The 19901-nt window shown below is 61.0% G+C and carries 20 protein-coding genes and 1 pseudogene; 12 read left to right on the top strand and 9 right to left on the bottom strand.

Annotated features, from left to right (window positions below; translation table 11 throughout):
• The first annotated feature begins 892 nt into the window (after positions 1–892).
• From HZ99_RS06425 to HZ99_RS29505, 3 genes and pseudogenes are all read left to right on the top strand, one after another.
• Positions 893–2212: a Na+/H+ antiporter family protein gene (locus HZ99_RS06425; protein ID WP_162473195.1), complete on the top strand. Its 1320-nt coding sequence runs from the start codon at positions 893–895 to the stop codon at positions 2210–2212.
• Positions 2213–2306: 94 nt separating this feature from the next.
• Positions 2307–3128 (top strand): annotated as a pseudogene (locus tag HZ99_RS29510) (cache domain-containing protein); the annotation flags it as partial.
• A gap of 36 nt (positions 3129–3164) precedes the next feature.
• A complete protein-coding gene (locus HZ99_RS29505; RefSeq protein WP_404942450.1) occupies positions 3165–3986 on the top strand; it encodes a methyl-accepting chemotaxis protein in 822 nt (273 codons plus the stop codon).
• A 118-nt stretch (positions 3987–4104) separates the two neighbouring features.
• Here HZ99_RS29505 and yegQ read toward each other — a convergent pair whose 3' ends face one another.
• Complete coding sequence (gene yegQ, locus HZ99_RS06415; protein WP_038441899.1) at positions 4105–5424, bottom strand: tRNA 5-hydroxyuridine modification protein YegQ; 1320 nt, start codon at positions 5422–5424, stop codon at positions 4105–4107.
• Between the two features lie 162 nt (positions 5425–5586).
• On the opposite strand from yegQ, the gene HZ99_RS06410 reads away from it, so the two are divergent.
• On the top strand, positions 5587–6654 hold the full coding sequence (locus HZ99_RS06410) for an AI-2E family transporter (RefSeq protein WP_038441898.1): 1068 nt from the start codon (positions 5587–5589) through the stop codon (positions 6652–6654).
• On the opposite strand, the gene HZ99_RS06405 is transcribed toward HZ99_RS06410, so the two are convergent.
• From HZ99_RS06405 to HZ99_RS06395, 3 genes are all read right to left on the bottom strand, one after another.
• A complete protein-coding gene (locus HZ99_RS06405) occupies positions 6651–6830 on the bottom strand; it encodes a hypothetical protein (RefSeq protein ID WP_038441897.1) in 180 nt (59 codons plus the stop codon). The genes HZ99_RS06410 and HZ99_RS06405 overlap by 4 nt on opposite strands.
• Before the next feature lie 109 nt (positions 6831–6939).
• Positions 6940–7134: a hypothetical protein gene (locus HZ99_RS06400; RefSeq protein WP_038441896.1), complete on the bottom strand. Its 195-nt coding sequence runs from the start codon at positions 7132–7134 to the stop codon at positions 6940–6942.
• A 231-nt stretch (positions 7135–7365) separates the two neighbouring features.
• On the bottom strand, positions 7366–7713 hold the full coding sequence (locus HZ99_RS06395) for a hypothetical protein (protein WP_038441895.1): 348 nt from the start codon (positions 7711–7713) through the stop codon (positions 7366–7368).
• Between the two features lie 164 nt (positions 7714–7877).
• Here HZ99_RS06395 and HZ99_RS06390 point away from each other — a divergent pair, with 164 nt between their 5' ends.
• Positions 7878–8699: a shikimate 5-dehydrogenase gene (locus tag HZ99_RS06390; RefSeq protein WP_038441894.1), complete on the top strand. Its 822-nt coding sequence runs from the start codon at positions 7878–7880 to the stop codon at positions 8697–8699.
• Positions 8700–8745: 46 nt separating this feature from the next.
• On the opposite strand, the gene HZ99_RS06385 is transcribed toward HZ99_RS06390, so the two are convergent.
• Positions 8746–9393: a YceH family protein gene (locus HZ99_RS06385; protein ID WP_038441893.1), complete on the bottom strand. Its 648-nt coding sequence runs from the start codon at positions 9391–9393 to the stop codon at positions 8746–8748.
• Positions 9394–9508: 115 nt separating this feature from the next.
• Between HZ99_RS06385 and HZ99_RS06380 the strand changes: the two genes are divergently transcribed.
• Positions 9509–10018 (top strand): DUF1993 domain-containing protein, encoded by a 510-nt coding sequence (locus HZ99_RS06380; protein WP_038441892.1) that lies wholly within the window; start codon positions 9509–9511, stop codon positions 10016–10018.
• A gap of 59 nt (positions 10019–10077) precedes the next feature.
• On the opposite strand, the gene sstT is transcribed toward HZ99_RS06380, so the two are convergent.
• Positions 10078–11301 (bottom strand): serine/threonine transporter SstT, encoded by a 1224-nt coding sequence (gene sstT, locus HZ99_RS06375; protein ID WP_038441891.1) that lies wholly within the window; start codon positions 11299–11301, stop codon positions 10078–10080.
• Positions 11302–11510: 209 nt separating this feature from the next.
• Between sstT and HZ99_RS06370 the strand changes: the two genes are divergently transcribed.
• On the top strand, positions 11511–12665 hold the full coding sequence (locus HZ99_RS06370) for an MFS transporter (protein WP_038441890.1): 1155 nt from the start codon (positions 11511–11513) through the stop codon (positions 12663–12665).
• Here the strand turns inward: HZ99_RS06370 and nhaR are convergent.
• Positions 12662–13567, bottom strand: a complete 906-nt coding sequence (gene nhaR / locus HZ99_RS06365; protein ID WP_038441889.1) for a transcriptional activator NhaR — start codon at positions 13565–13567, stop codon at positions 12662–12664. The two genes, HZ99_RS06370 and nhaR, sit on opposite strands and share 4 nt — an antisense overlap.
• 134 nt (positions 13568–13701) lie before the next feature.
• Between nhaR and HZ99_RS06360 the strand changes: the two genes are divergently transcribed.
• From HZ99_RS06360 to mnmH, 4 genes are all read left to right on the top strand, one after another.
• Positions 13702–13953: a hypothetical protein gene (locus HZ99_RS06360; protein ID WP_038441888.1), complete on the top strand. Its 252-nt coding sequence runs from the start codon at positions 13702–13704 to the stop codon at positions 13951–13953.
• A 28-nt stretch (positions 13954–13981) separates the two neighbouring features.
• Positions 13982–14731 (top strand): TerC family protein, encoded by a 750-nt coding sequence (locus HZ99_RS06355; RefSeq protein WP_038441887.1) that lies wholly within the window; start codon positions 13982–13984, stop codon positions 14729–14731.
• A 94-nt stretch (positions 14732–14825) separates the two neighbouring features.
• On the top strand, positions 14826–15860 hold the full coding sequence (selD, locus tag HZ99_RS06350) for a selenide, water dikinase SelD (RefSeq protein WP_038441886.1): 1035 nt from the start codon (positions 14826–14828) through the stop codon (positions 15858–15860).
• Entirely contained in the window at positions 15860–16960 is a 1101-nt protein-coding gene (gene mnmH / locus HZ99_RS06345) for a tRNA 2-selenouridine(34) synthase MnmH (RefSeq protein WP_038441885.1), read from the top strand. The genes selD and mnmH overlap by 1 nt, the downstream gene beginning before the upstream one ends.
• 116 nt (positions 16961–17076) lie before the next feature.
• Here mnmH and HZ99_RS06340 read toward each other — a convergent pair whose 3' ends face one another.
• Positions 17077–18132 carry a permease gene (locus HZ99_RS06340; protein WP_038447960.1) on the bottom strand — a complete coding sequence of 352 codons (1056 nt, stop codon included), beginning with the start codon at positions 18130–18132 and terminating at the stop codon, positions 17077–17079.
• A 113-nt stretch (positions 18133–18245) separates the two neighbouring features.
• Positions 18246–18947, bottom strand: a complete 702-nt coding sequence (locus HZ99_RS06335; protein ID WP_038441884.1) for a hypothetical protein — start codon at positions 18945–18947, stop codon at positions 18246–18248.
• A gap of 255 nt (positions 18948–19202) precedes the next feature.
• Here HZ99_RS06335 and HZ99_RS06330 point away from each other — a divergent pair, with 255 nt between their 5' ends.
• Positions 19203–19901 carry a glutathione S-transferase N-terminal domain-containing protein gene (locus HZ99_RS06330; protein WP_038441883.1) on the top strand — a complete coding sequence of 233 codons (699 nt, stop codon included), beginning with the start codon at positions 19203–19205 and terminating at the stop codon, positions 19899–19901.

The raw sequence follows: 19901 nt of genomic DNA, 5'->3' as shown, positions 1-19901 counted from the left end.
AACACGTTTTGCCCGTCGATCACATAGAAATACGGTTCGATCACGCACGGCTTGAGGCTGGTACGTGGGCAGGTGAACCAGGTATTGGCCTTTTCGCCACTGGGGCCGATGCTGGTGTCGGACATGTCGCTTTCCGGCAGTGCCATCGAGGTCAGCGTGCCGGGGGTGGGCTGCGACCAGTAAAGGGCGAAGCGGCCCTTCTCGTTACTGCCCAACTCGCCCTGGCCGGCAAACAACTCATCCTTGCCATCCAGAGCGTTGGCTTCGAATACCAGGGACAGGCCCAGCAGGTCCGGGTTGGCCTGCAGTGCGGCCTTGACTTGGCGGGTCAGGTCTTCACGCAGGTCGAAGGCATCGAGGAAGCGCTTTTCGGCCTGTTCGCGCAAAAACAACACCTGGCGCGAAAAACCATGGCCGTACTGGTAGGCGTCCATGAACTGCTGGCGGATGCCCAGCGCCTGCACTTCACCCTGGGCTTCGATGCGCGATTGGGCCGCGACATTGAGCATCTGCGTGCTGGAGGCCTGCACCCGTTGTGAGCTCTGGTCCATGCGATACAGCGAAAGCCCCACCAGCAGGGTCACGATCCCCAACAGACAAAGGCCGGCGAGGAGGGTGATTTTCCATTGAATGGACAGCTGCCTGAGCGACATGGAGATCCTTAACCTTTCGTTACGACAGAGATGATCCGTTGTATCGGCCGCACGTTTTTTTTCTTTATTCAGACGATCAATTGAGTTCGGTTTGCGACGTCGTGCTTTGACATGGCGCGCCGGCTGCTGCAAAGTGCGCGACCTCTAATAAAACTCCCTTTTCTGCGTGTGCCGTGGCCGCCATCTGGCCAGGGCACCGGCACGTGTTGTTTTTATGTTTCTGTCTTGAGGTCACCATGATTAACGCAGTAATCGCCGCGGTCGGTACCATGCTCGTGCTCAGCCTGTCCCGCGTGCATGTGGTCATCGCGATCATTGTTGGCGCCCTGGTCGGCGGCTTGACCGGCGGCCTGGGGATCGACGCGACACTCAGCGCGTTCAACAGCGGCCTGGGTGGCGGTGCCACGGTGGCGCTGTCCTACGCATTGCTCGGTGCTTTCGCCGTGGCGATTGCCAAGTCCGGCCTGGCCCATGCCCTGGCGGACAAGGCCCTGCTGCTGGTGGACCGCCAGGAGGCGAGCGGTGGCAGCCATGTCAAATGGCTGCTGATCTGCCTGCTGGGGGCGGTGGCGATTGCCTCGCAGAACATCCTGCCGATCCATATCGCCTTTATCCCGCTGCTGGTACCGCCGCTGCTGTACGTGCTGACCAAGTTGCGGATCGACCGTCGCCTGATCGCCTGCGTCATGACCTTCGGCCTGATCACCCCGTACATGTTCCTGCCGGTGGGCTTCGGCAATATCTTCCTCAACCAGATCCTGTTGGCCAACGTTGCCAAGAGCGGGGTGGATATCAGCCAGGTCAACGTGACCCATGCCATGGGCATTCCGGCATTGGGCATGGTGTTCGGCCTGTTGGTGGCGGTGTTTATCAGCTACCGCAAAAAACGCGTCTATGACCTGGAGAAGATCGAACGAGTCGAGCAGGTGGCCGTGCAATACAACCCGCTGACCCTGTTGGTAGCCGGCTTGGCCATTGCTTCGGCGTTTATCATCCAGCTGTGGCTGGACTCGATGATCATCGGTGCCCTGGTCGGTTTCCTGATCTTCTCGGTATCGGGCATCGTGCGTTGGCGCGACACCGATGATCTGTTCACCGAAGGCATGAAGATGATGGCGATGATCGGCTTCATCATGATCGCGGCGTCAGGCTTTGCCGAAGTGCTCAAGGCCACCGGCCAGGTCCAGACGTTGGTGCAGGCGTCCGCGGCCTTTATCGGCCACAGCCGTGGCGTGGGTGCATTGTTGATGTTGCTGGTGGGCTTGCTGGTGACCATGGGCATTGGTTCCTCGTTCTCCACCGTACCGATTCTCGCGGCGATTTTTGTGCCGCTGTGCGTGCAACTGGGGTTCAGCCCGCTGGCGATTGTGTGCATCGTCGGCACCGCCGGGGCCCTGGGCGATGCCGGCTCGCCCGCGTCGGATTCCACCCTGGGGCCGACCTCGGGTTTGAATATCGACGGTCAGCATCACCATATCTGGGACACCGTGGTGCCGACCTTCCTGCACTACAACCTGCCGTTGCTGGTGTTCGGCTGGTTTGCGGCGATGACTCTGTAACAACGCCCTGTGTAGAAGCCGGCAAGCCGGCTCCTACAGTTTTCTCTCATAAGGCCGTTAACCTCTTAACGTTGCCCTACAAGAGAGAAGATCCATGCGTCTGAGTCTGAAGGCCAAAGTCCTGTCCCTCGCCGTGCTGCCGGTGTTGTTGTTTGCCGTGGTCATCAGCCTGAGCACGGTGTGGATCCTCAAGGAACAGGCGCGCACCGAGGTGGCCGAAACCCGCCAGCGCCTGCTCAACAACGCCAAGGCCACCTTGCAAAGTTATGTCGAGGTGGCGATGACCACCATCAAGCCGCTGTACGACGCCGCCGCTCCTGGCGATACCGAGGTGCGGGCACGGGTGGTCAAGCTGTTGTCCAACACGACCTACGGCAAGGACGGCTATTTCTTCGGCTACGACTCCGAGACTGTCCGCCTGTTCAAGGGCAACAGCCCCGATGGCGTTGGCAAAAGCTTCAAGGATAACCGTGACCCCAACGGTGTCTACGTCAACCGCGACCTGGTCAAGGTCGGCAAGGACGGCACCCATTACCTGCAATACAGTTCGACCCAGCCGGGGCAAACGAACCTGGTGCCCAAGCTCGGCTACACCGAATACCTGCCCAAGTGGGACATGGTGATCGGTACGTCAGTCAATCTGGACGGCATCGACGCCCAGGTCAGTGAGGTGCAAGCCAAGGTCAACGAGCGTATGGAAGGGGTGCTGCTGAGCATCGTCGGCATTGCGGCGGTGCTGCTGTTGCTGATCGCGGCGGTGGGCATGGTGCTGGCCAATACCATTTTGCGGCCGTTGCACCTGATGAAGGTCAACCTCGACGACATTGCCGCCGGCGAAGGTGATCTGACCCGGCGCCTGGCAATCACCAGCCAGGACGAACTGGGTGAGCTGGCGGGTTCGTTCAACCGGTTTGTCGACAAGATCCATGGCCTGGTACGGCAGATCACCGAAATGACCTCGCAACTTACCGGCCTGGTCAGCCAGGTGTCCGCGCAGGCCCAGCGTTCGGAACAGGCCATGGAGCGCCAGCGTCAGGAAACTGACCAGGTAGCGACGGCGATCAATCAAATGTCCTCTGCCGCCCATGAAGTGGCGCGCAGTGCCCAAGGCGCGGCCGTCGCCGCGCAACAGACCGACGCCGAAGGCCAGGCCGCCAAACGCGTGGTGGACGGCAGCATCGCGCAGATTCACGCACTGGTGAACGATATCCGCAGCAGCGGCGTGTCCCTGGACAGTCTGCAGCAGGACGTGTCGTCGATTGTCAGCGTGCTTGGGGTGATCCGCTCGATTGCCGAGCAAACCAACCTGCTGGCCCTCAACGCTGCCATTGAGGCGGCCCGTGCCGGTGAAGCCGGGCGTGGGTTTGCGGTGGTGGCCGATGAAGTGCGCGCGCTGGCCAGCCGCACCCAACAAAGCACCCAGGAAATCCAGGGCATGATCGACCGCCTGCAAAAGGGCACCGAGGCGGCCGTGGAATCCATGCGCCGCTCCAGCGATGCTGGCGATGGCACCTCGGCCCAGGCCAATGAAGCCGGGGCGTCCCTGGATACCATGGCGCAGCTGATCGGCACCATCAACACGATGAACGCGCAGATTGCCAGCGCCGCCGAAGAGCAAACTGCGGTGGCCGAAGAGATCAACCGCAGCGTGCATCAGATTGCCGTGGCGGTGGACAGCGTGGCGGACGAGACCCAGCAGGGAGCGCAGACCTCGCGTAGCCTGGCGGATCTGGGGCAGCGGTTGGGGCAGTTGGTGGGGCAGTTCAGGATCTGACCTGGTAATTGCGGTGCTTGTTCTGGCCTCATCGCGGGCAAGCCCGCTCCCACATTTGACCCTGTCCACAGACCAAGTGTAGGAGCGGGCTTGCCCGCGAAGGGGTCCTCACAGGCGCCTACACATCCCGCATCAACAAGCCAAACCCGATATCCATCTCCAACGGCACCGGCACATACACCGTATGCCCATCCCCTGGTGCCACCTCGATCGCCTCACCCTGGGTGTTATGCATCATCCCCAAATCAAAATGCAAATTCCCCGCCGGCGTCATCAGTTCCAGATGATTGCCCAGCGCAAAGCGGTTCTTCACCTTGACCTCGGCCAGTTCCCCGCGCCGCTCGCCGGTCAATTCCCCGACAAACTGCTGGCGCTGCGAGACTGAACTGCCGTTCTGGTAGTTCTGGTACTCGTCATGCACATGGCGGCGCAGGAAACCTTCGGTGTAGCCACGCTGGGCCAGGGATTCGAGGTGGGTCATCAAGCCTCGGTCGAATGTGCGCCCGGCCACCGCGTCATCAATGGCCTGGCGGTACACCTGGGTGGTGCGCGCCACATAAAAGTGGGATTTGGTGCGGCCTTCGATCTTCAGTGAATGCACCCCCATCTGCGCCAGGCGCTCCACATGTTGCACCGCCCGCAGGTCCTTGGCGTTCATGAGGTAGGTGCCGTGTTCGTCCTCGAAGGCCGGTATCTGCTCATCCGGGCGGTTGGCTTCCTGGAGCAGGAACACCTGGTCGGTGGGGGCGCCCAGGCCCAGGGTCGGCTCGGGTAGGTACTGCTGGACGATATCGCCCACGGTGTTTTCGGCGGCGGGGGTGGCCTGGTATTTCCAGCGGCAGGCATTGGTGCAGGTGCCCTGGTTGGCATCGCGCTTGTTCATGTACCCCGACAACAGGCAGCGTCCGGAGTAGGCCATGCACAGCGCGCCATGCACAAACACTTCCAGCTCCATGGTCGGCACGTGCTGGCGGATTTCGGCGATTTCTTCCAGGGACAGCTCCCGAGACAGGATGATCCGGCAGATGCCCTGCTGCTGCCAGAACTCGACGCTGGCCCAGTTCACCGTGTTGGCCTGCACCGACAGATGGATCGGCATCTGTGGGAAGTGTCGGCGCACCAGCATGATCAAGCCAGGGTCGGACATGATCAGCGCGTCCGGGCCCATGGCGATCACCGGCGCCAGGTCCTTGAGAAAGGTTTTCAGCTTGGCATTGTGCGGTGCGATATTGACCACCACATAAAAACGCTTGCCCTGGGCCTGCGCCTCGGTGATGCCCAGGGCCAGGTTGGCATGGTCGAACTCGTTGTTGCGCACCCGCAGGCTGTAGCGCGGCTGGCCGGCGTAGACCGCATCGGCGCCGTAGGCAAAGGCATAGCGCATGTTTTTCAGGGTGCCGGCAGGGGCGAGCAATTCGGGGGCGAGGACAGGGGGCATGGGGATTCAGGTCGCAAAAGGGCGGCAGGGTAGCCGAGCCGAAGCGGGGACTTATTGATCTGGGTCTACGCTGTAGAAATAAAGATGGCACTCGTACGATGCGCGGCGGACTAAGCAACAGGGCGCGTTGGGCGCCCGGCGCTTTTCTGGCACGGATCGGACATGAACCAAACGAATCTGCAATTCAAAACCCTGTTGTTGTTGCTGGTCATCGTGACCCTTGCGTTCTTCTGGATCCTGTTGCCGTTTTATGGCGCGGTGTTCTGGGCGGTCATCCTCGGGATCATCTTTGCACCCATGCAGCGGCGCCTGCAGCTCAAGTTTGGCTGGAACCGCAACCTGACGTCGCTGTGTACCTTGATGGTGTGCCTGGTGATCGCGATTCTGCCGGTGATCATCACCAGCGCCTTGCTGGTACAGGAAGGGGCGACGCTGTACAAGAACGTCGAAAGCGGCAAGCTGGACGTAGCGGGCTACATCGAGCAGTTCAAGGATTTCCTGCCGCCGTACTTCCAACATCTGCTGGACCGCTTCGGCATGGGCAACCTTGAGGGCCTGCGCGAGAAAGTCGTCAAGGCTGCGATGCAGGGCAGTCAGTTCTTTGCCAGCCAGGCATTCAGCTTTGGCCAGGGCACCTTTGATTTCCTGGTGAGCTTTTTCATCATGCTGTACCTGCTGTTCTTCTTTCTGCGCGACGGCCCCGAGCTGGTGCGCAAAGTGCGCACGGCAGTGCCGCTGGCCGAGCCGCAAAAGCGTCGTCTGCAACTGAAGTTCAACCGCGTGGTGCGGGCGACGGTCAAGGGCAATGTGTTAGTGGCGGTGACCCAGGGCGCGCTGGGCGGTCTGATTTTCTGGTTCCTGGATATCCCCAGCGCGTTGCTCTGGGCGGTGCTGATGGCGTTTCTGTCCTTGCTGCCGGCGGTGGGCGCGGGGATCGTGTGGGGGCCGGTGGCCGCGTACTTCCTGCTCAGCGGTTCAATCTGGCAAGGGGTGGTGCTGGCCCTGTTCGGGGTATTTGTGATCGGTTTGGTGGACAACGTGCTGCGTCCGATCCTGGTGGGCAAGGACACCAAGATGCCCGATTACCTGATCCTGATCTCGACCCTGGGCGGCCTGTCGATCTTCGGCCTCAATGGCTTTGTGATCGGGCCGTTGATCGCCGCGCTGTTTATCTCCAGCTGGGCGCTGTTTGTCGAGACCAAACCCCGGGTGCGGCTGCCATTGCCCTAGGCTGAGAAGCGGTGGGCCATCTTGCGGGACAGGGCCTGGGCGTCGGGCAGTGAAGTCAGCGGGCCGCTGATGGCTTCACCGTCGCGTACCACGTACCAGCAGGCCAGCAAACCCAATTCCCGAAGGGGGCCGGGGACGGCACTGCCAATGACGGACATGATCTGGATAGTGGGCATATCTACCTCCATTGCTGATGGAGGTCACCTTACGGCAGCCAGGCTGCGAGGGAAAATCACCCTGCTCGATAGTCAACATCATTGTTATCGAGGCTGCGTCGAGAGTGGCTCAGTCCACCACCAGGTCCAGCATGTGCAGCACTTCCTGTTCATTGAGCAGGCCCTTGTGGACCAGGTTTTCTGCCAGCAGCGAGAGAAACTTGGCGCTGCGATGGCCCTCCAGGTGCTTGAGTTCGGTCAAGGCGCTATAGACCTTGCTCGACGTGCAGAGGCCGGCGGTACGGTGCGGGTTTTGTGTGGGCATGTTGGGTCGTCCTTGTTGTTATGGCCTGTTATGGGTGGACCGTTTCGATAGTGAGATCGTTGCGTGACACAAACATGACAGCGCCCCCTCAGGTGGGGCAAGTACACTTTGGCCTTAATAATGGCGGATTTAATCGCCGGGAATGTCCTCATAACGACCTTGGCGAGATTTATTCAGACCCCGCGGCCATAAAAAAGCCCCGCCAGGGCATGCGGGGCCTTTATGCCGGGCTTACCAGCCGCGCCCGTAGTAGCCGCGTGGCGGGCCGTAATAACCGCGTGGCGGCCCGTAATACACCGGCGCCGGGCGGTAATACACCGGCTGCTGCACGTACACCGGTGTCGGCTGGTAATAGACCGGTGGCGGGGCGACATACACCGGCTGCGGCGGGTAATACACCGGTTGTTGTTGCACATACACCGGCCGATCATGGCTGGCGATTACTGAGCCGACGACGGCTGCGCCGACAACCGCACCCAAAACGGCCGGGCCACCCCAACCGCCACCATGGGCAGAGGCTTGGCCGGCCACCGCGAGTGCACCGATCAGCAAGGCGATCCTGGGGATTTTACGAATCATGGTCTTTCCTCTGTTGGCCCCTGCGCTTGTGGTCTGCAATCAATAGACTCAAGGATTGTCGCGGGGATACTTTTAAGACAACGTATTTCAGGAAAACAGCACGGCCGTTCGGTAAAGGTTGTGTAAGGTCTGTACCGATTTGCTTACTTGAAGAGGAGCTACCGATGCTGATGAATCCCAACAAGGATACCCAGCTGTGCATGTCGTTGTCGGCCCGCCCAGGCAATTTCGGCCTGCGATTTCATAACCATTTGTATGAACAGTTGGGGCTGAACTTCTACTACAAGGCCTTCAGCAGCCAGGACTTGAATGGCGCCGTGGCCGGAATCCGTGCCTTGGGCATTCGCGGCTGTGGGGTGTCGATGCCGTTCAAGGAGGCCTGTATCGAGCTGGTGGATGAGCTCGACGACTCGGCCCGCGCCATTGCCTCGATCAACACCATCGTCAATACCGCCGGGCACCTCAAGGCCTACAACACCGATTACATCGCCATCGAGCAACTCCTGCAAAAGCACGCGGTGCCCAAGGGTTCGACCTTCGCCCTGCATGGCAGTGGCGGCATGGCCAAGGCCGTGGCCAGTGCGTTGCGTGATGGAGGCTATACCAATGGCGTGATCGTTGCGCGCAACGAAGTGGCGGGTCGGGCGTTGGCGCAGAACCTGGGGTATGAGTGGCAGGCGGCGTTGGGTCAGGCGCGTCCACAGATGCTGGTCAACGTGACGCCTATCGGCATGACCGGCGGCGCCCAGGCCGAGGACCTGGCCTTTGAGGCCGACGCCATTGATGCAGCAGACACGGTGTTCGATGTGGTGGCGATCCCCGCCGAAACGCCGTTGATCGTGCGCGGTCGGGCCCAAGGCAAGCGGGTGATTACCGGCCTGGAAGTGATTGCGATCCAGGCATTGGAGCAGTTCGTGCTGTACACCGGTATCCGGCCCACGGACGAACAGTTCCAGAAAGCCGTGGCCTTCGCCCGGCAGTCATAAGACAGGCCTTGTAGGCGCCGGCAAGCCGGCGCCTGCGAAGGGGACGCTATTCGAGGCGCGACAGACGCTCTTCCAGCGCGGCAATCCGCGCCTCCAGTTCTTCGATGCGTTCCATGGAGACCCCGCTGGTGCTGCTACGCTCCACCGGATTGCCACGAGCGGCCAGGATCGCCTCGATATCTGCCGGGTCGCCCAGGGAATGGGTGTAGCGGTCTTCACGCTGGCCCGCCTGCTTGGGCACCAGCACCGCCAGGTCGCGGGCGATCAGGCGTTCCAGTTGGTGCACCACTTGCTCGGCGTCTTCAAAGTCATGTATGCGCCCGCTGCGGGTCAGCAATTCATTGACGGTCTGCGGGCCCCGCAGGAACAGCAGGCCGCTGAGAATCACCTGTGCCGGCACCAGCTCCAGGGCCTTGTCCACGCGGTGCTCCCAGCGGTCGGCGCGACTGCCCATCACCAGTTTGGTAAAACCACGGCCTTCCAGGGCTCGCAGGCTCTGGCCAACCTGGCCCTGGCTGAGGTTCGTCACCGGTTCCCGGCTGGTTTTCTGGTTGCAGGCCAGGACCAGGGCATTGAGGGTCAGCGGGTAGGTTTCTGGGTGGGTGGCCTGCTTCTCGATCAGGCAGCCCAGAACGCGGATTTCCGTGCTGTTGAGGCGCGGCTCGCAAGAGGTGGTGTCATGCTCGGTGGTCATCGCGCTTTCCCTATGCAGTGAACCCACTAGCCTAATCCCGAAAAAATAAAAGACAAGCAGCGCTCGTGTCTATAATCGCGGCTGTTCAAACCCTGCCACCACTGTCGAGACTGTCATGACTATTTCCCTGTACGCCGCTTCCGCTCCGGTCTTCAAGCAAATGCTCAACGCCCTGAGCGATGTGTTGAACAAGGCCGAGGCCCACGCCACCGCCAAGAACATCGACCCGAATGCCTTGCTCCAGGCCCGCCTGTTCCCGGACATGTTCCCGCTGGTTCGCCAGGTGCAGATTGCCGTAGATTTTGCCAAGGGCGTTTGCGCGCGTCTGGCCGAGATCGAAGTGCCGAAATACGAAGACAGCGAAGTCACCTTCGCTGACCTGCAAGCGCTGATCGCCAAGGTCCTGGCCTTCATCGACACCATCACTCCGGCACAGATCGATGGCAAGGAAGGTATCGAGATCGTCACCCGTCCGGGCACCCCTAAAGAGAAGCGCTTCAGCGGCCAGTCCTACCTGCTGACCTACGGCTTGCCGCAGTTCTTCTTCCACGTCACCACTGCTTACGCGTTGCTGCGTCACAATGGCGTGGAAGTGGGCAAGCGCGACTACATGGGCGCGTTCTAAGTACTGAGTAACACCGCAAAACAACGGTGGGAGCAGGCAAGCCAGCTCCCACCGTTGTATCAGGCTGGGTTCTTGTCTTCCTGGCCCAGGCACGCCGCGGCGGTGAACAACACGTCGGTAGACGAGTTGAGCGCGGTTTCCGCCGAATCCTGCAATACGCCGATGATGAAACCTACCGCCACTACCTGCATGGCGATTTCACTCGGAATACCAAACAAGCTGCACGCCAGTGGAATCAGCAACAGCGATCCTCCGGCCACACCCGACGCGCCACAGGCACAGATTGCTGCAACAACGCTCAGCAGCACGGCGGTTGGCAGGTCGACGGCGATGCCCAGGGTGTGCACCGCGGCCAGGGTCAGCACGGTGATGGTAATGGCAGCGCCGGCCATGTTGATGGTCGCCCCCAATGGGATCGAGACCGAATAGGTGTCTTCATGCAGGCCCAGGCGCTCACTCAAGGCCAGGTTGACCGGGATGTTGGCCGCCGAACTGCGGGTGAAAAAGGCGGTGATCCCGCTCTCGCGCAGGCACAACAGCACCAGCGGGTACGGGTTGCGACGCAATTTCCAGAACACGATGGCCGGGTTGACCACCAGGGCCACGAACAGCATGCAGCCGATCAGTACCAACAACAGGTGGGCATAGCCCAGCAACGCGTCGAAACCAGAGGCGGCGAGGGTCGAGGCCACCAGGCCGAAAATACCCAGCGGTGCGAAGCGAATCACCACGCGTACGATCAGCGTGACGCCATTGGACAGGTCCTCCAGCACGGTGCGGGTGGTGTCCCCGGCATGACGGATCGCGATGCCCATACCGATGGCCCATGCCAGGATGCCGATGAAGTTGGCGTTCATCAGCGCACTGACGGGGTTGTCCACCACGCTGAGCAACAGGCTTTGCATCACTTCCCCGATCCCGCCGGGAGCGCTGACGGCCACGTCATGGGTGCTGAGCACCAGGCTCGACGGAAACAGGGTGCTGGCAATGACCGCGACCACTGCGGCCGAAAAGGTGCCCAAGAGGTACAGGAACAGAATCGGCCGGATATGGGTTTCCTGACCATGTTTGTGGTTGGCAATCGAGGCCATCACCAGCACAAACACGAGGATTGGCGCCACGGCCTTGAGCGCCGAGACAAACACCTTGCCGATAAACGCGGTGGACAGGGCAGCACTGGGCGACAGCAGGGCCAGTAGGATGCCAGCAACCAGGCCGATGACAATTTGGGTCACCAGGCTGGTGCGCAGCAGGCGTTGAAACAGAGAAGGGGCAGCAGTCATAAGAGTGTCTCTAGTTTTTTTAATGTGTGCAGCGCGATGCAGGGCGCGAAGTCTAACATGCTGTAGGAAACATCCCGTTTGCTGCGGCATTCAGTCGCCAGGGCCATGGGTGCTTTGGTCACATTCTGTTAAGATTTGCCATCCTCTTCTTATCTTCCTGCCAGCGGGCCCCTGGGCCAGCGCTGGCGTCGCTGTTTCTGGAGTTGTGCATGTTGTTGCCCATCCTGCTGCTGTCCGCAGCCGGTTTTACGGTGTTGACCACCGAATTTGTCATCGTGGGCCTGTTGCCCTCCATCGCCCGTGACCTGCATGTCAGCGTGTCCCAGGCGGGCCTTCTGGTGACGTTGTTTGCTTTTACCGTGGCCGCGTTCGGGCCGTTCCTCACCGCGTATTTCGCGCGTTTCGAGCGCAAGCGCTTGTTTATCAGCATTCTGTTGATGTTTGGCGCGGCCAATACCCTGGCGGCCCTGGCACCGAATATCTGGGTGATGGCCGTGGCCCGCCTGATTCCGGCCCTCGGGCTGCCGGTGTTCTGGGCGCTGGCCAGTGAAACGGCAGTGGATATCGTCGGGCCGGACCACGCCGGCCGGGCGATTGCCAAGATCGGCTTTGGCATCGTCTGCGCCACGGTCTTCGGTATCCCGGTGGGCACCCTGATTTGCGATGTGTTTGGCTGGCGCAGCGCCTTTGGCATTCTGGCCGGGGTGGCGGTGCTCAAGGCCCTGCTGCTGTTGATTTACCTGCCGGCGACCATTGTGAAGAAGCAAACCGTGACCCTGCGCTCGCAGTTCAAGATCCTGCGCAACCCCTTGATGCAAGGCCACGTTTTGCTGTCAATCCTGGTATTTAGCGGCATGTTCACTGCATATACCTACCTGGCGGACATTCTTGAACGCCTGGCCGGTTTCGATGGCACCCTGGTGGGCTGGTGCCTGATGGGCTTTGGCGCCGTTGGTCTGATCGGTAACTCCCTGGGGGGGCGCATGGTCGACAAGCACCCGCTGATCGCCTCCATGGTGTTCTGCGGCTTTATGATCGCCGGCATGGTGGCGTTGGTTCCCGCGATTCACTCCACCCTCGGCCTGGCGGCGGCCATGGGTATCTGGGGCGTGACCCAGGCCGCGCTGTTCCTGGTCAGCCATGTGCGGTTGATGAAGGCTGCGCCCCATGCCCCGGCATTCGCGGCATCGCTGAACATTGCCGGGGCCAACCTGGGCATTGGCCTGGGCGCGATGGTGGGTGGACGGGTGATCGACACTCTGGGCCTGGGCAGCCTTGGGTTCGCGGCGTCCGGTTTTATCCTGCTGTCGATTCTCCTGGCCCTGTGGCTGATGACCGCCAAGACCCGGGTCGCCTGCGTCTAGGCCGGCAGCGCGGTAAACAGTTCGCGTCGGGCACCTTCGGTAATGGCAACGATGCCGGGGTGCTTGACCTTGCGCTCCACCGAGATGGCATAGAACGACTCGGTGACTGCATCCGTCTGGCCAATCAGCGCTACGCCGTATTGGCGCACCACTTCCTCGGCAATCACGCTGGGGGCAATGAAAATTCCGCTGCCGGATTGGCCAAATGCCTGCATCAAGGCGCTGTCGTCGAACTCGCCGATGATCTTCGGCTGGATCTGCTGCTCGGCGAACCAGCGTTGCAAACGGCTGCGCACTACGGTTTCCGCACCGGGAATCAACAGCGGCGCACCGTGCAGGCACTGTGGGAAATCACCGCCGTGCAGGTCCGCTAAGGCCTGGGTGGCAAAGAAACTGATGCCACACTCTCCCAGTTTCTGGCTGTAGCCCTTGATGTCCAGATGGCTGGGCATGGGGCTGTCGGAAATCACCAGGTCCAGACGCTGGATCGCCAGGTCGGCCAACAACCGTTCGAGTTTGTCTTCGCGACAGGTAATGCGCAGCGGCTCGCTCAACTCCATGGTCGGCGCGATCAGGCGATAGACGATGGACTTGGGCACGACATCCGCGACACCCACGCGAAACACGATTTGCTGTTCATTGGGCTGGGCGCGCAACATCGCTTCCAGTTCATTGCCGGTCTGGAACATCTGTTCGGCGTAGGGCAGGGCCTGGCGCCCGGCCTCGGTCAGCTCCAGTTGGCGGCCTACCCGTTGAAACAGTGCGATACCAAACGTCTGCTCCAACAGGCTGATTTGCCCGCTGATCGTCTGCGGCGTGAGGTTCAGTTGCTCACAGGCGCGCACGATGCTGCCGGTCTTGGCCACCACCCAGAAGTAATGCAGTTGTCGATAATTGAGCATGGTGGCTTTTAGTTCGTAAAAACCGAAGTATACGCGAGAAAAATACGAATTTTACTGAAGTGTTCACCTGCATAGAATGCGTCGCTATCGCGGGGCCACTACTTGGACCCAATGGTTCTAACGAGGAATACATCATGAAGCTCAAATCTCTCGGCGCGGCTTCGCTGCTTGCGCTTTCATTGGTGATGATCAGCGGCTGCGATCAGGTCGAGAAAAGCGCGCAGCAGGTCCTGGGCAAAGCCAGCGAATCGGCCAAGCAAGCGATCGATGACACCCATAAGGCCGCCGAGCAAGCACTGAGTGAAGCGACCCAAGGCCTGATCAGTCCAGAAAAAAAGGACGATCAGGAAACTAAAGAGTCTGAATCGGACACCAAAGAAACCTAACCTCCCAGCACAACGTCAGGACTGACCTATGGATTACCTTTTACAACTGGCCGCCAGCCCCACCGCCTGGGTGGCCCTGGCGACCCTGATCGTCATGGAAATCGTGCTGGGGATCGACAACCTGATCTTCATCTCGATCCTCACCAATAAACTGCCGGAGAAGCACCGGGCCAAGGCGCGGCGCATTGGCATCAGCATGGCGTTGATTCTGCGTCTGGGCCTGTTGAGCACCATCGCGTTTATCGTGCAACTGACGGCCCCGGTGTTCGAGGTGTTCGGCCAGGCGTTTTCGTGGAAGGACATGATCCTGATCGCCGGTGGCCTGTTCCTGGTGTGGAAGGCGACGACCGAGATCCACCACAGCATGGACCCGGAGCCCGAAGAGAAGGCAAGCGTCGGCAATACAGTGGCCATCGGTTTTGCCGCGGCTATCGGGCAGATCCTGCTGCTCGACCTGGTGTTCTCCATCGACAGCATCATCACCGCCGTAGGCATGACCGAGCACTTGCCAATCATGATCATTGCCGTGGTGACCTCGGTGATCGTGATGCTGGTGGCGGCTGAACCCCTGGCCAAGTTCATCAACGACAACCCGACCGTGGTGATGCTGGCCCTGGGCTTCTTGATCATGATCGGCATGACCTTGATCGCCGAAGGCTTCGGTGCCCATGTGCCTAAAGGCTACGTGTACGCGGCCATGGCCTTCTCGGCGGCTATCGAGTGCCTGAACATCGCGCGGCGCAATCGCCACAAGCGTTTGCTCGCTGCCCGCCAGTAACTGCTGAACCCCAAAGGCCGGCTGCGCTCACAAGAGCCCAGCCGGCCTTTTGCTGTCTGTTAGAATCCCCGCACTTGATAGCTTGAGGTCCACCATGAACGAGCCGATTCGCCTGACCCAGTACAGCCACGGTGCCGGTTGCGGCTGCAAGATTTCGCCACAGGTGCTGGAAGTGATCCTCGCCGGCAGCGGCGCGCAGAATCTCGACCCCAAGCTTTGGGTAGGCAATGCTTCACGCGACGACGCAGCGGTTTATGCGATCGACGACGAGCGCGGCGTGGTCTCCACCACTGATTTTTTCATGCCTATCGTCGACGACCCCTTTGATTTCGGGCGCATTGCTGCCACCAACGCCATCAGTGATATCTACGCCATGGGCGGTGATCCGTTGATGGCCATCGCTATTCTCGGCTGGCCGGTCAATGTGCTGGCGCCGCAGATCGCCCGGGAAGTGATCCGCGGTGGGCGCTCGGTATGCGACGAGGCCGGCATTCCCCTGGCGGGTGGCCACTCCATTGACGCCCCGGAGCCCATCTTCGGCCTGGCCGTCACCGGGCTGGTGCACAAGCGCCATATGAAGCGCAATGACACCGCCACCGCGGGTTGTCGCTTGTACCTGACCAAACCCCTGGGTATCGGCATCCTCACTACCGCCGAGAAGAAGGGCAAGCTGCGTGAGGCCGATGTCGGCCTGGCGCGGGACTGGATGTGTACCCTCAACAAGCCCGGCAGCCGCTTTGGCAAGCTGGCTGGCGTGACCGCCATGACCGACGTGACCGGTTTCGGCCTGCTCGGGCACCTGGTGGAAATGGCCGACGGCAGTGGGTTGACAGCCCTTATCGAATACGAAAAAGTCCCACGCCTGCCGGGAGTCGAGTACTACCTGGACCAGGGCTGTGTGCCCGGCGGCACGTTGCGCAATTTCGACAGCTACTCCGGCCAGTTGGGCCGCATCAATGAATTGCACAAGCGCGTGCTGTGCGACCCGCAAACCAGTGGCGGGTTGCTGGTGGCGGTCACGCCGCAAGGCGAAGCCGAGTTTCTTGCGGCAGCTGCCGAACTGGGCTTGAACCTGGCGCCGATTGGTCAGTTGGTTGAGCGACAGAGTCACGCGGTAGAGGTGTCTTGATGCCTATCGACATCACCGATTACCGCGATATTTTTCTCAATGACCGGCCGATGATGGATACCCGCGCGCCGGTCGAATTCGTCAAGGGCGCGTTCCCCGGCGTGGTCAACCTGCCATTGATGAACGACGACGAACGCCAGCGGGTGGGCACTTGCTACAAGCAGCAGGGGCAACAGGCGGCGATCGTGCTGGGGCATCAGTTGGTCAGTGGGGTGACGTTGCAGGAGCGGTTGGCGCGTTGGACGGCGTTTGCCCAGGCCAACCCTGACGGCTACCTCTATTGCTTCCGTGGCGGCTTGCGCTCGCACTTGGTGCAGAAGGTGCTCAAGGACGAATCGGGTATCGACTATCCCCGGGTCGGCGGTGGCTACAAGGCCATGCGTACATTCTTGCTGGAGACCGTGGACCAGGCTGTCGAGCAGTGCGACTTTGTCCTGCTGGGTGGCCTGACCGGCAGTGGTAAGACCCAGATGCTCCATCAGTTGCACAATGGCCTGGACCTGGAAGGCCATGCCAATCACCGGGGCTCCAGCTTTGGCAAGCGCGCCACGGGCCAGCCGTCGAACATCGACTTTGAGAACCGCCTGGCGGTGGATGTGCTGAAAAAGCGCGCGCGGGGTATCGAGCAATTTGTGCTTGAGGACGAAAGCCGCATGATCGGTAGCTGCGCCTTGCCGCTTAACCTGCACCGAGGCATGCAGGTGTACCCGATGGTATGGCTGGAAGAGAGCCTGGAAAACCGTGTCGAACGGGTCCTGCGCGAGTATGTCATCGACCTCTGCGCGCAGTTCGATGCCGAGTTTGGCGAAGCGGGATTCACCCTGTTTGCCGAGCGCCTGGTACAGAGCCTGGCCAATATCCACAAGCGCCTGGGTGGGGAGCGCTACCAGCGCTTGCACGGGCTGATGCAGGACTCCCTGGCCGAGCAGGCTCGTTCGGGGAGCGTGGATTTGCATCGCGGGTGGATTGTCGGGTTGCGTGAATACTACGACCCGATGTACGCGTTCCAGCGTGAGAAAAAGGGCGCCCGGATCGAGTTTGCCGGGGAGCAGGGGGCGGTGTTGGAGTATTTGCGCGATCGCAGTGTTCGGCGCGGGTGAACGGCTGAATTTTCGGCCCCATCGCAGGCAAGCCAGCTCCCACACGTTGGAGTGTGAACACATTCAAAATGTGGGCGCTGGCTTGCCTGCGATGGGGGCTGATAGCCAACCGATCCCTACAGGATGAGCATCGCCACCCCTCCACACACCACACCCATCAGCATGGTCAGCCCGGCCACCGTCACCAGCACCCGTGTGTCGAAGTCCTTGCGCAGCATCAACAGCGACGGCAGGCTCACGCTCGGCAGCGTCATCAACAGCGCCATGGCGGGCCCGGTGCCCAGCCCCAGGGCCATCATGGTTTGCACAATCGGGATTTCCGCCGCGGTCGGAATCACAAACAGGGTGCCGACAATCGCCAGCGGCACCAGCCACAACAGACTGTCGGCCATCGCCCCGTCCACGTGGGGGAACAGCCACACCCGCGCTGCGCCCAGCAGCAGCACCGCCAGGATGTACACCGGGATGGTGCCCCGGAACAACTGCCACAGGGTGCGCAACCAGCGGCTGAGGAACGGTTGGCTGTCGATGTGGCTGACCTCGGCCACGGCCTCCAGCGCCATTTCAGGCACCTGCTCTGGGCGGGCGATACGCTGGGCGATCAGTGCCACACCGATCACCAACACGATCCCGGCCACCAGCCGCAGCGCAGCAAAATCCCAGCCCAGGACAAAGCCCATGAACACCAGCGTCGCCGGGTTGAGCACCGGGTTGGCCATCCAGAACGCCAGGGCGGCGCCCACCGACACTTGCTGGCGACGCATGCCGGCCGCCACGGGGGCAGCGCAGCAACTGCACATCATGCCCGGCAGGGCGAACAGCCCGCCGCGTACTGTGGAGCCAAGCCCGGCGCGGCCGAACAGGCGTAACAGCCAGTCCCGTGGAATCAACACCTGCAGCAACGAACCGAGAATCACCGCCAGCACGGCGGCTTTCCAGATCGCCAGGAAATACACTTGGGCATAGGCCAGGGCCGCCGCCCAGGGTGAGCCTTGCTGGTCATTGAGAATCGAGTTGCCGAGGCTGTGGCTGTCTGCCGCGACAAAGGCCTTGAAATAGTAGGGCGACCATTTCACGTAATACAGCCCGACGCAGGCCACTAACAGGAACAGCGCCGGTTTCCACCAGAAAGACCAGCCGCGTGCAGGGCTGGCAGAGGTGAGGTTAGACATGGTCAGGATCCGCAGATAAGTCGATAGCGCCGCATCATACGCGCTCATGACCCCTGTAGCAGCCGGCTTGCCGGCGATAGCGGTATGTCAGGCAGGACGCTATCGCTGGCAGGTCAGGTGTCGACGTTTACGTGTGTCGCGTCCGGGCAGGTATGCAAGCCGTGATCCAGCCCTTGCTTGTCGTTGCGGCTGAGCAGGCTGGCCTTGCCGTCCCGCCAGGTCAGGGTCAACACGTACAGGGTGTCGAAGTCGCCACCGGACCAGTCGTCGGTGACGGTGTACTTCTCGCCGATCGCCTCGCTGGCCACCTTATTGATCAACTCCGGCAGATAGCCGTGGGACCAGGCCGTGTAGATAGTGGAGTTGTGGTACTTGTCCTCCATGAACTCGTCAGCCAGGTCACTGGTGTCGTTGGCTGAGAACTTGATGTTCACCGGCAGCCCGAGTTTGATCGCGCTGGGGCTGATGGTCATCAACGGACGAATGTAGCTGTAGGAGTTGTCGAACTCGCCTTCCTCGACATTGCGCGTCGGGTTGGCTGCGAACACGAAATCGGCGGCGCCGAATTTTTCCGGCAGCACGGTGGCCAGGTTCATGGCGCGGTTGAGGCCCTGGCAATTGAGCTGGCCCAGGCCGCCAGCGGGTTTCTCGCCATGGCGCAGGAAAACCAGGGTTTGTACGCCGTTCTTTGGCTCGGCACTGCTTTCGCGGGCCTCGAAGGCCAGCATCCAGGCGCCGCCGAAGAACAGCGTGGGCACCAGAAAGTAAGCATATCGCTTGAAACGTTTGCCAAGGCACAGAGGCTTGATTTTCATTGGGACTGGAGTCTTCAGTGCGTCGGATCAAGGCTGCAGGGCCCAGCCACAGCGACGCTCCAAGCATCGTGCGGTTTTCCGTGACAGATAGGGCGGTACGCTTCCATTCAACCGTTCAAGCGCACCTAAGAGTGCGCCAGCGCGTTTTGGTTCGCTTGCGGCAAGAGACTAGCCGGCAGATGTTGCGAATTGAAGACCGGTGCAGGTTTGCAGCCAGATGACTATGATGGGGTTTTCCTCCCTTGGGGTATATCGATGACTTCACTCGCCGCTTTCCCGATCACAGCCAAATGGCCTGCCCAGCATCCCGAGCGCCTGCAGTTGTACTCGCTGCCCACGCCCAATGGCGTCAAGGTGTCGATCATGCTCGAAGAGCTGGGCCTGGCGTATGAGGCGCACAAAGTCAGCTTCGACACCCAGGATCAGCTCTCACCGGAGTTCCTGTCGCTCAACCCCAACAACAAGATCCCGGCGATCATCGACCCCAACGGCCCGGGCGGTGAACCACTGGCACTGTTCGAGTCGGGGGCGATCCTGATTTACCTGGCCGAGAAGACCGGCCAACTGCTGCCCAAGGCACCTGCTGCACGCTATGAAACCCTGCAATGGTTGATGTTCCAGATGGCCGGGATCGGGCCGATGTTTGGCCAGGTCGGTTTCTTCAACAAGTTTGCTGGCAAGGCCTACGAAGACAAGCGCCCCCGCGACCGCTACGCCGCTGAAGCCCGCCGCCTGCTGGAGGTACTGGAAAAACGCCTGCTGGGCCGTAGTTGGATCATGGGTGACGAGTACACCATTGCCGATATCGCGACGTTCCCCTGGATTCGCAACCTGATTGGCTTCTATGAGTCGGGCGATCTGGTGGGCATCACCGACTTCCCCAATGTCCTGCGCGCCCTGGATGGCTTTGTCGCCCGGCCGGCGGTGATTCGTGGCCTGAATATCCCGAGCTGA

The sequence above is a fragment of the Pseudomonas fluorescens genome (genome assembly GCF_000730425.1).
In the GTDB taxonomy this organism is placed as follows: Bacteria; Pseudomonadota; Gammaproteobacteria; order Pseudomonadales; family Pseudomonadaceae; genus Aquipseudomonas; species Aquipseudomonas fluorescens_X.
The sequence above is the reverse complement of the archived record's forward strand: the minus strand, read 5'-3'. Positions and strand labels throughout refer to the sequence as shown.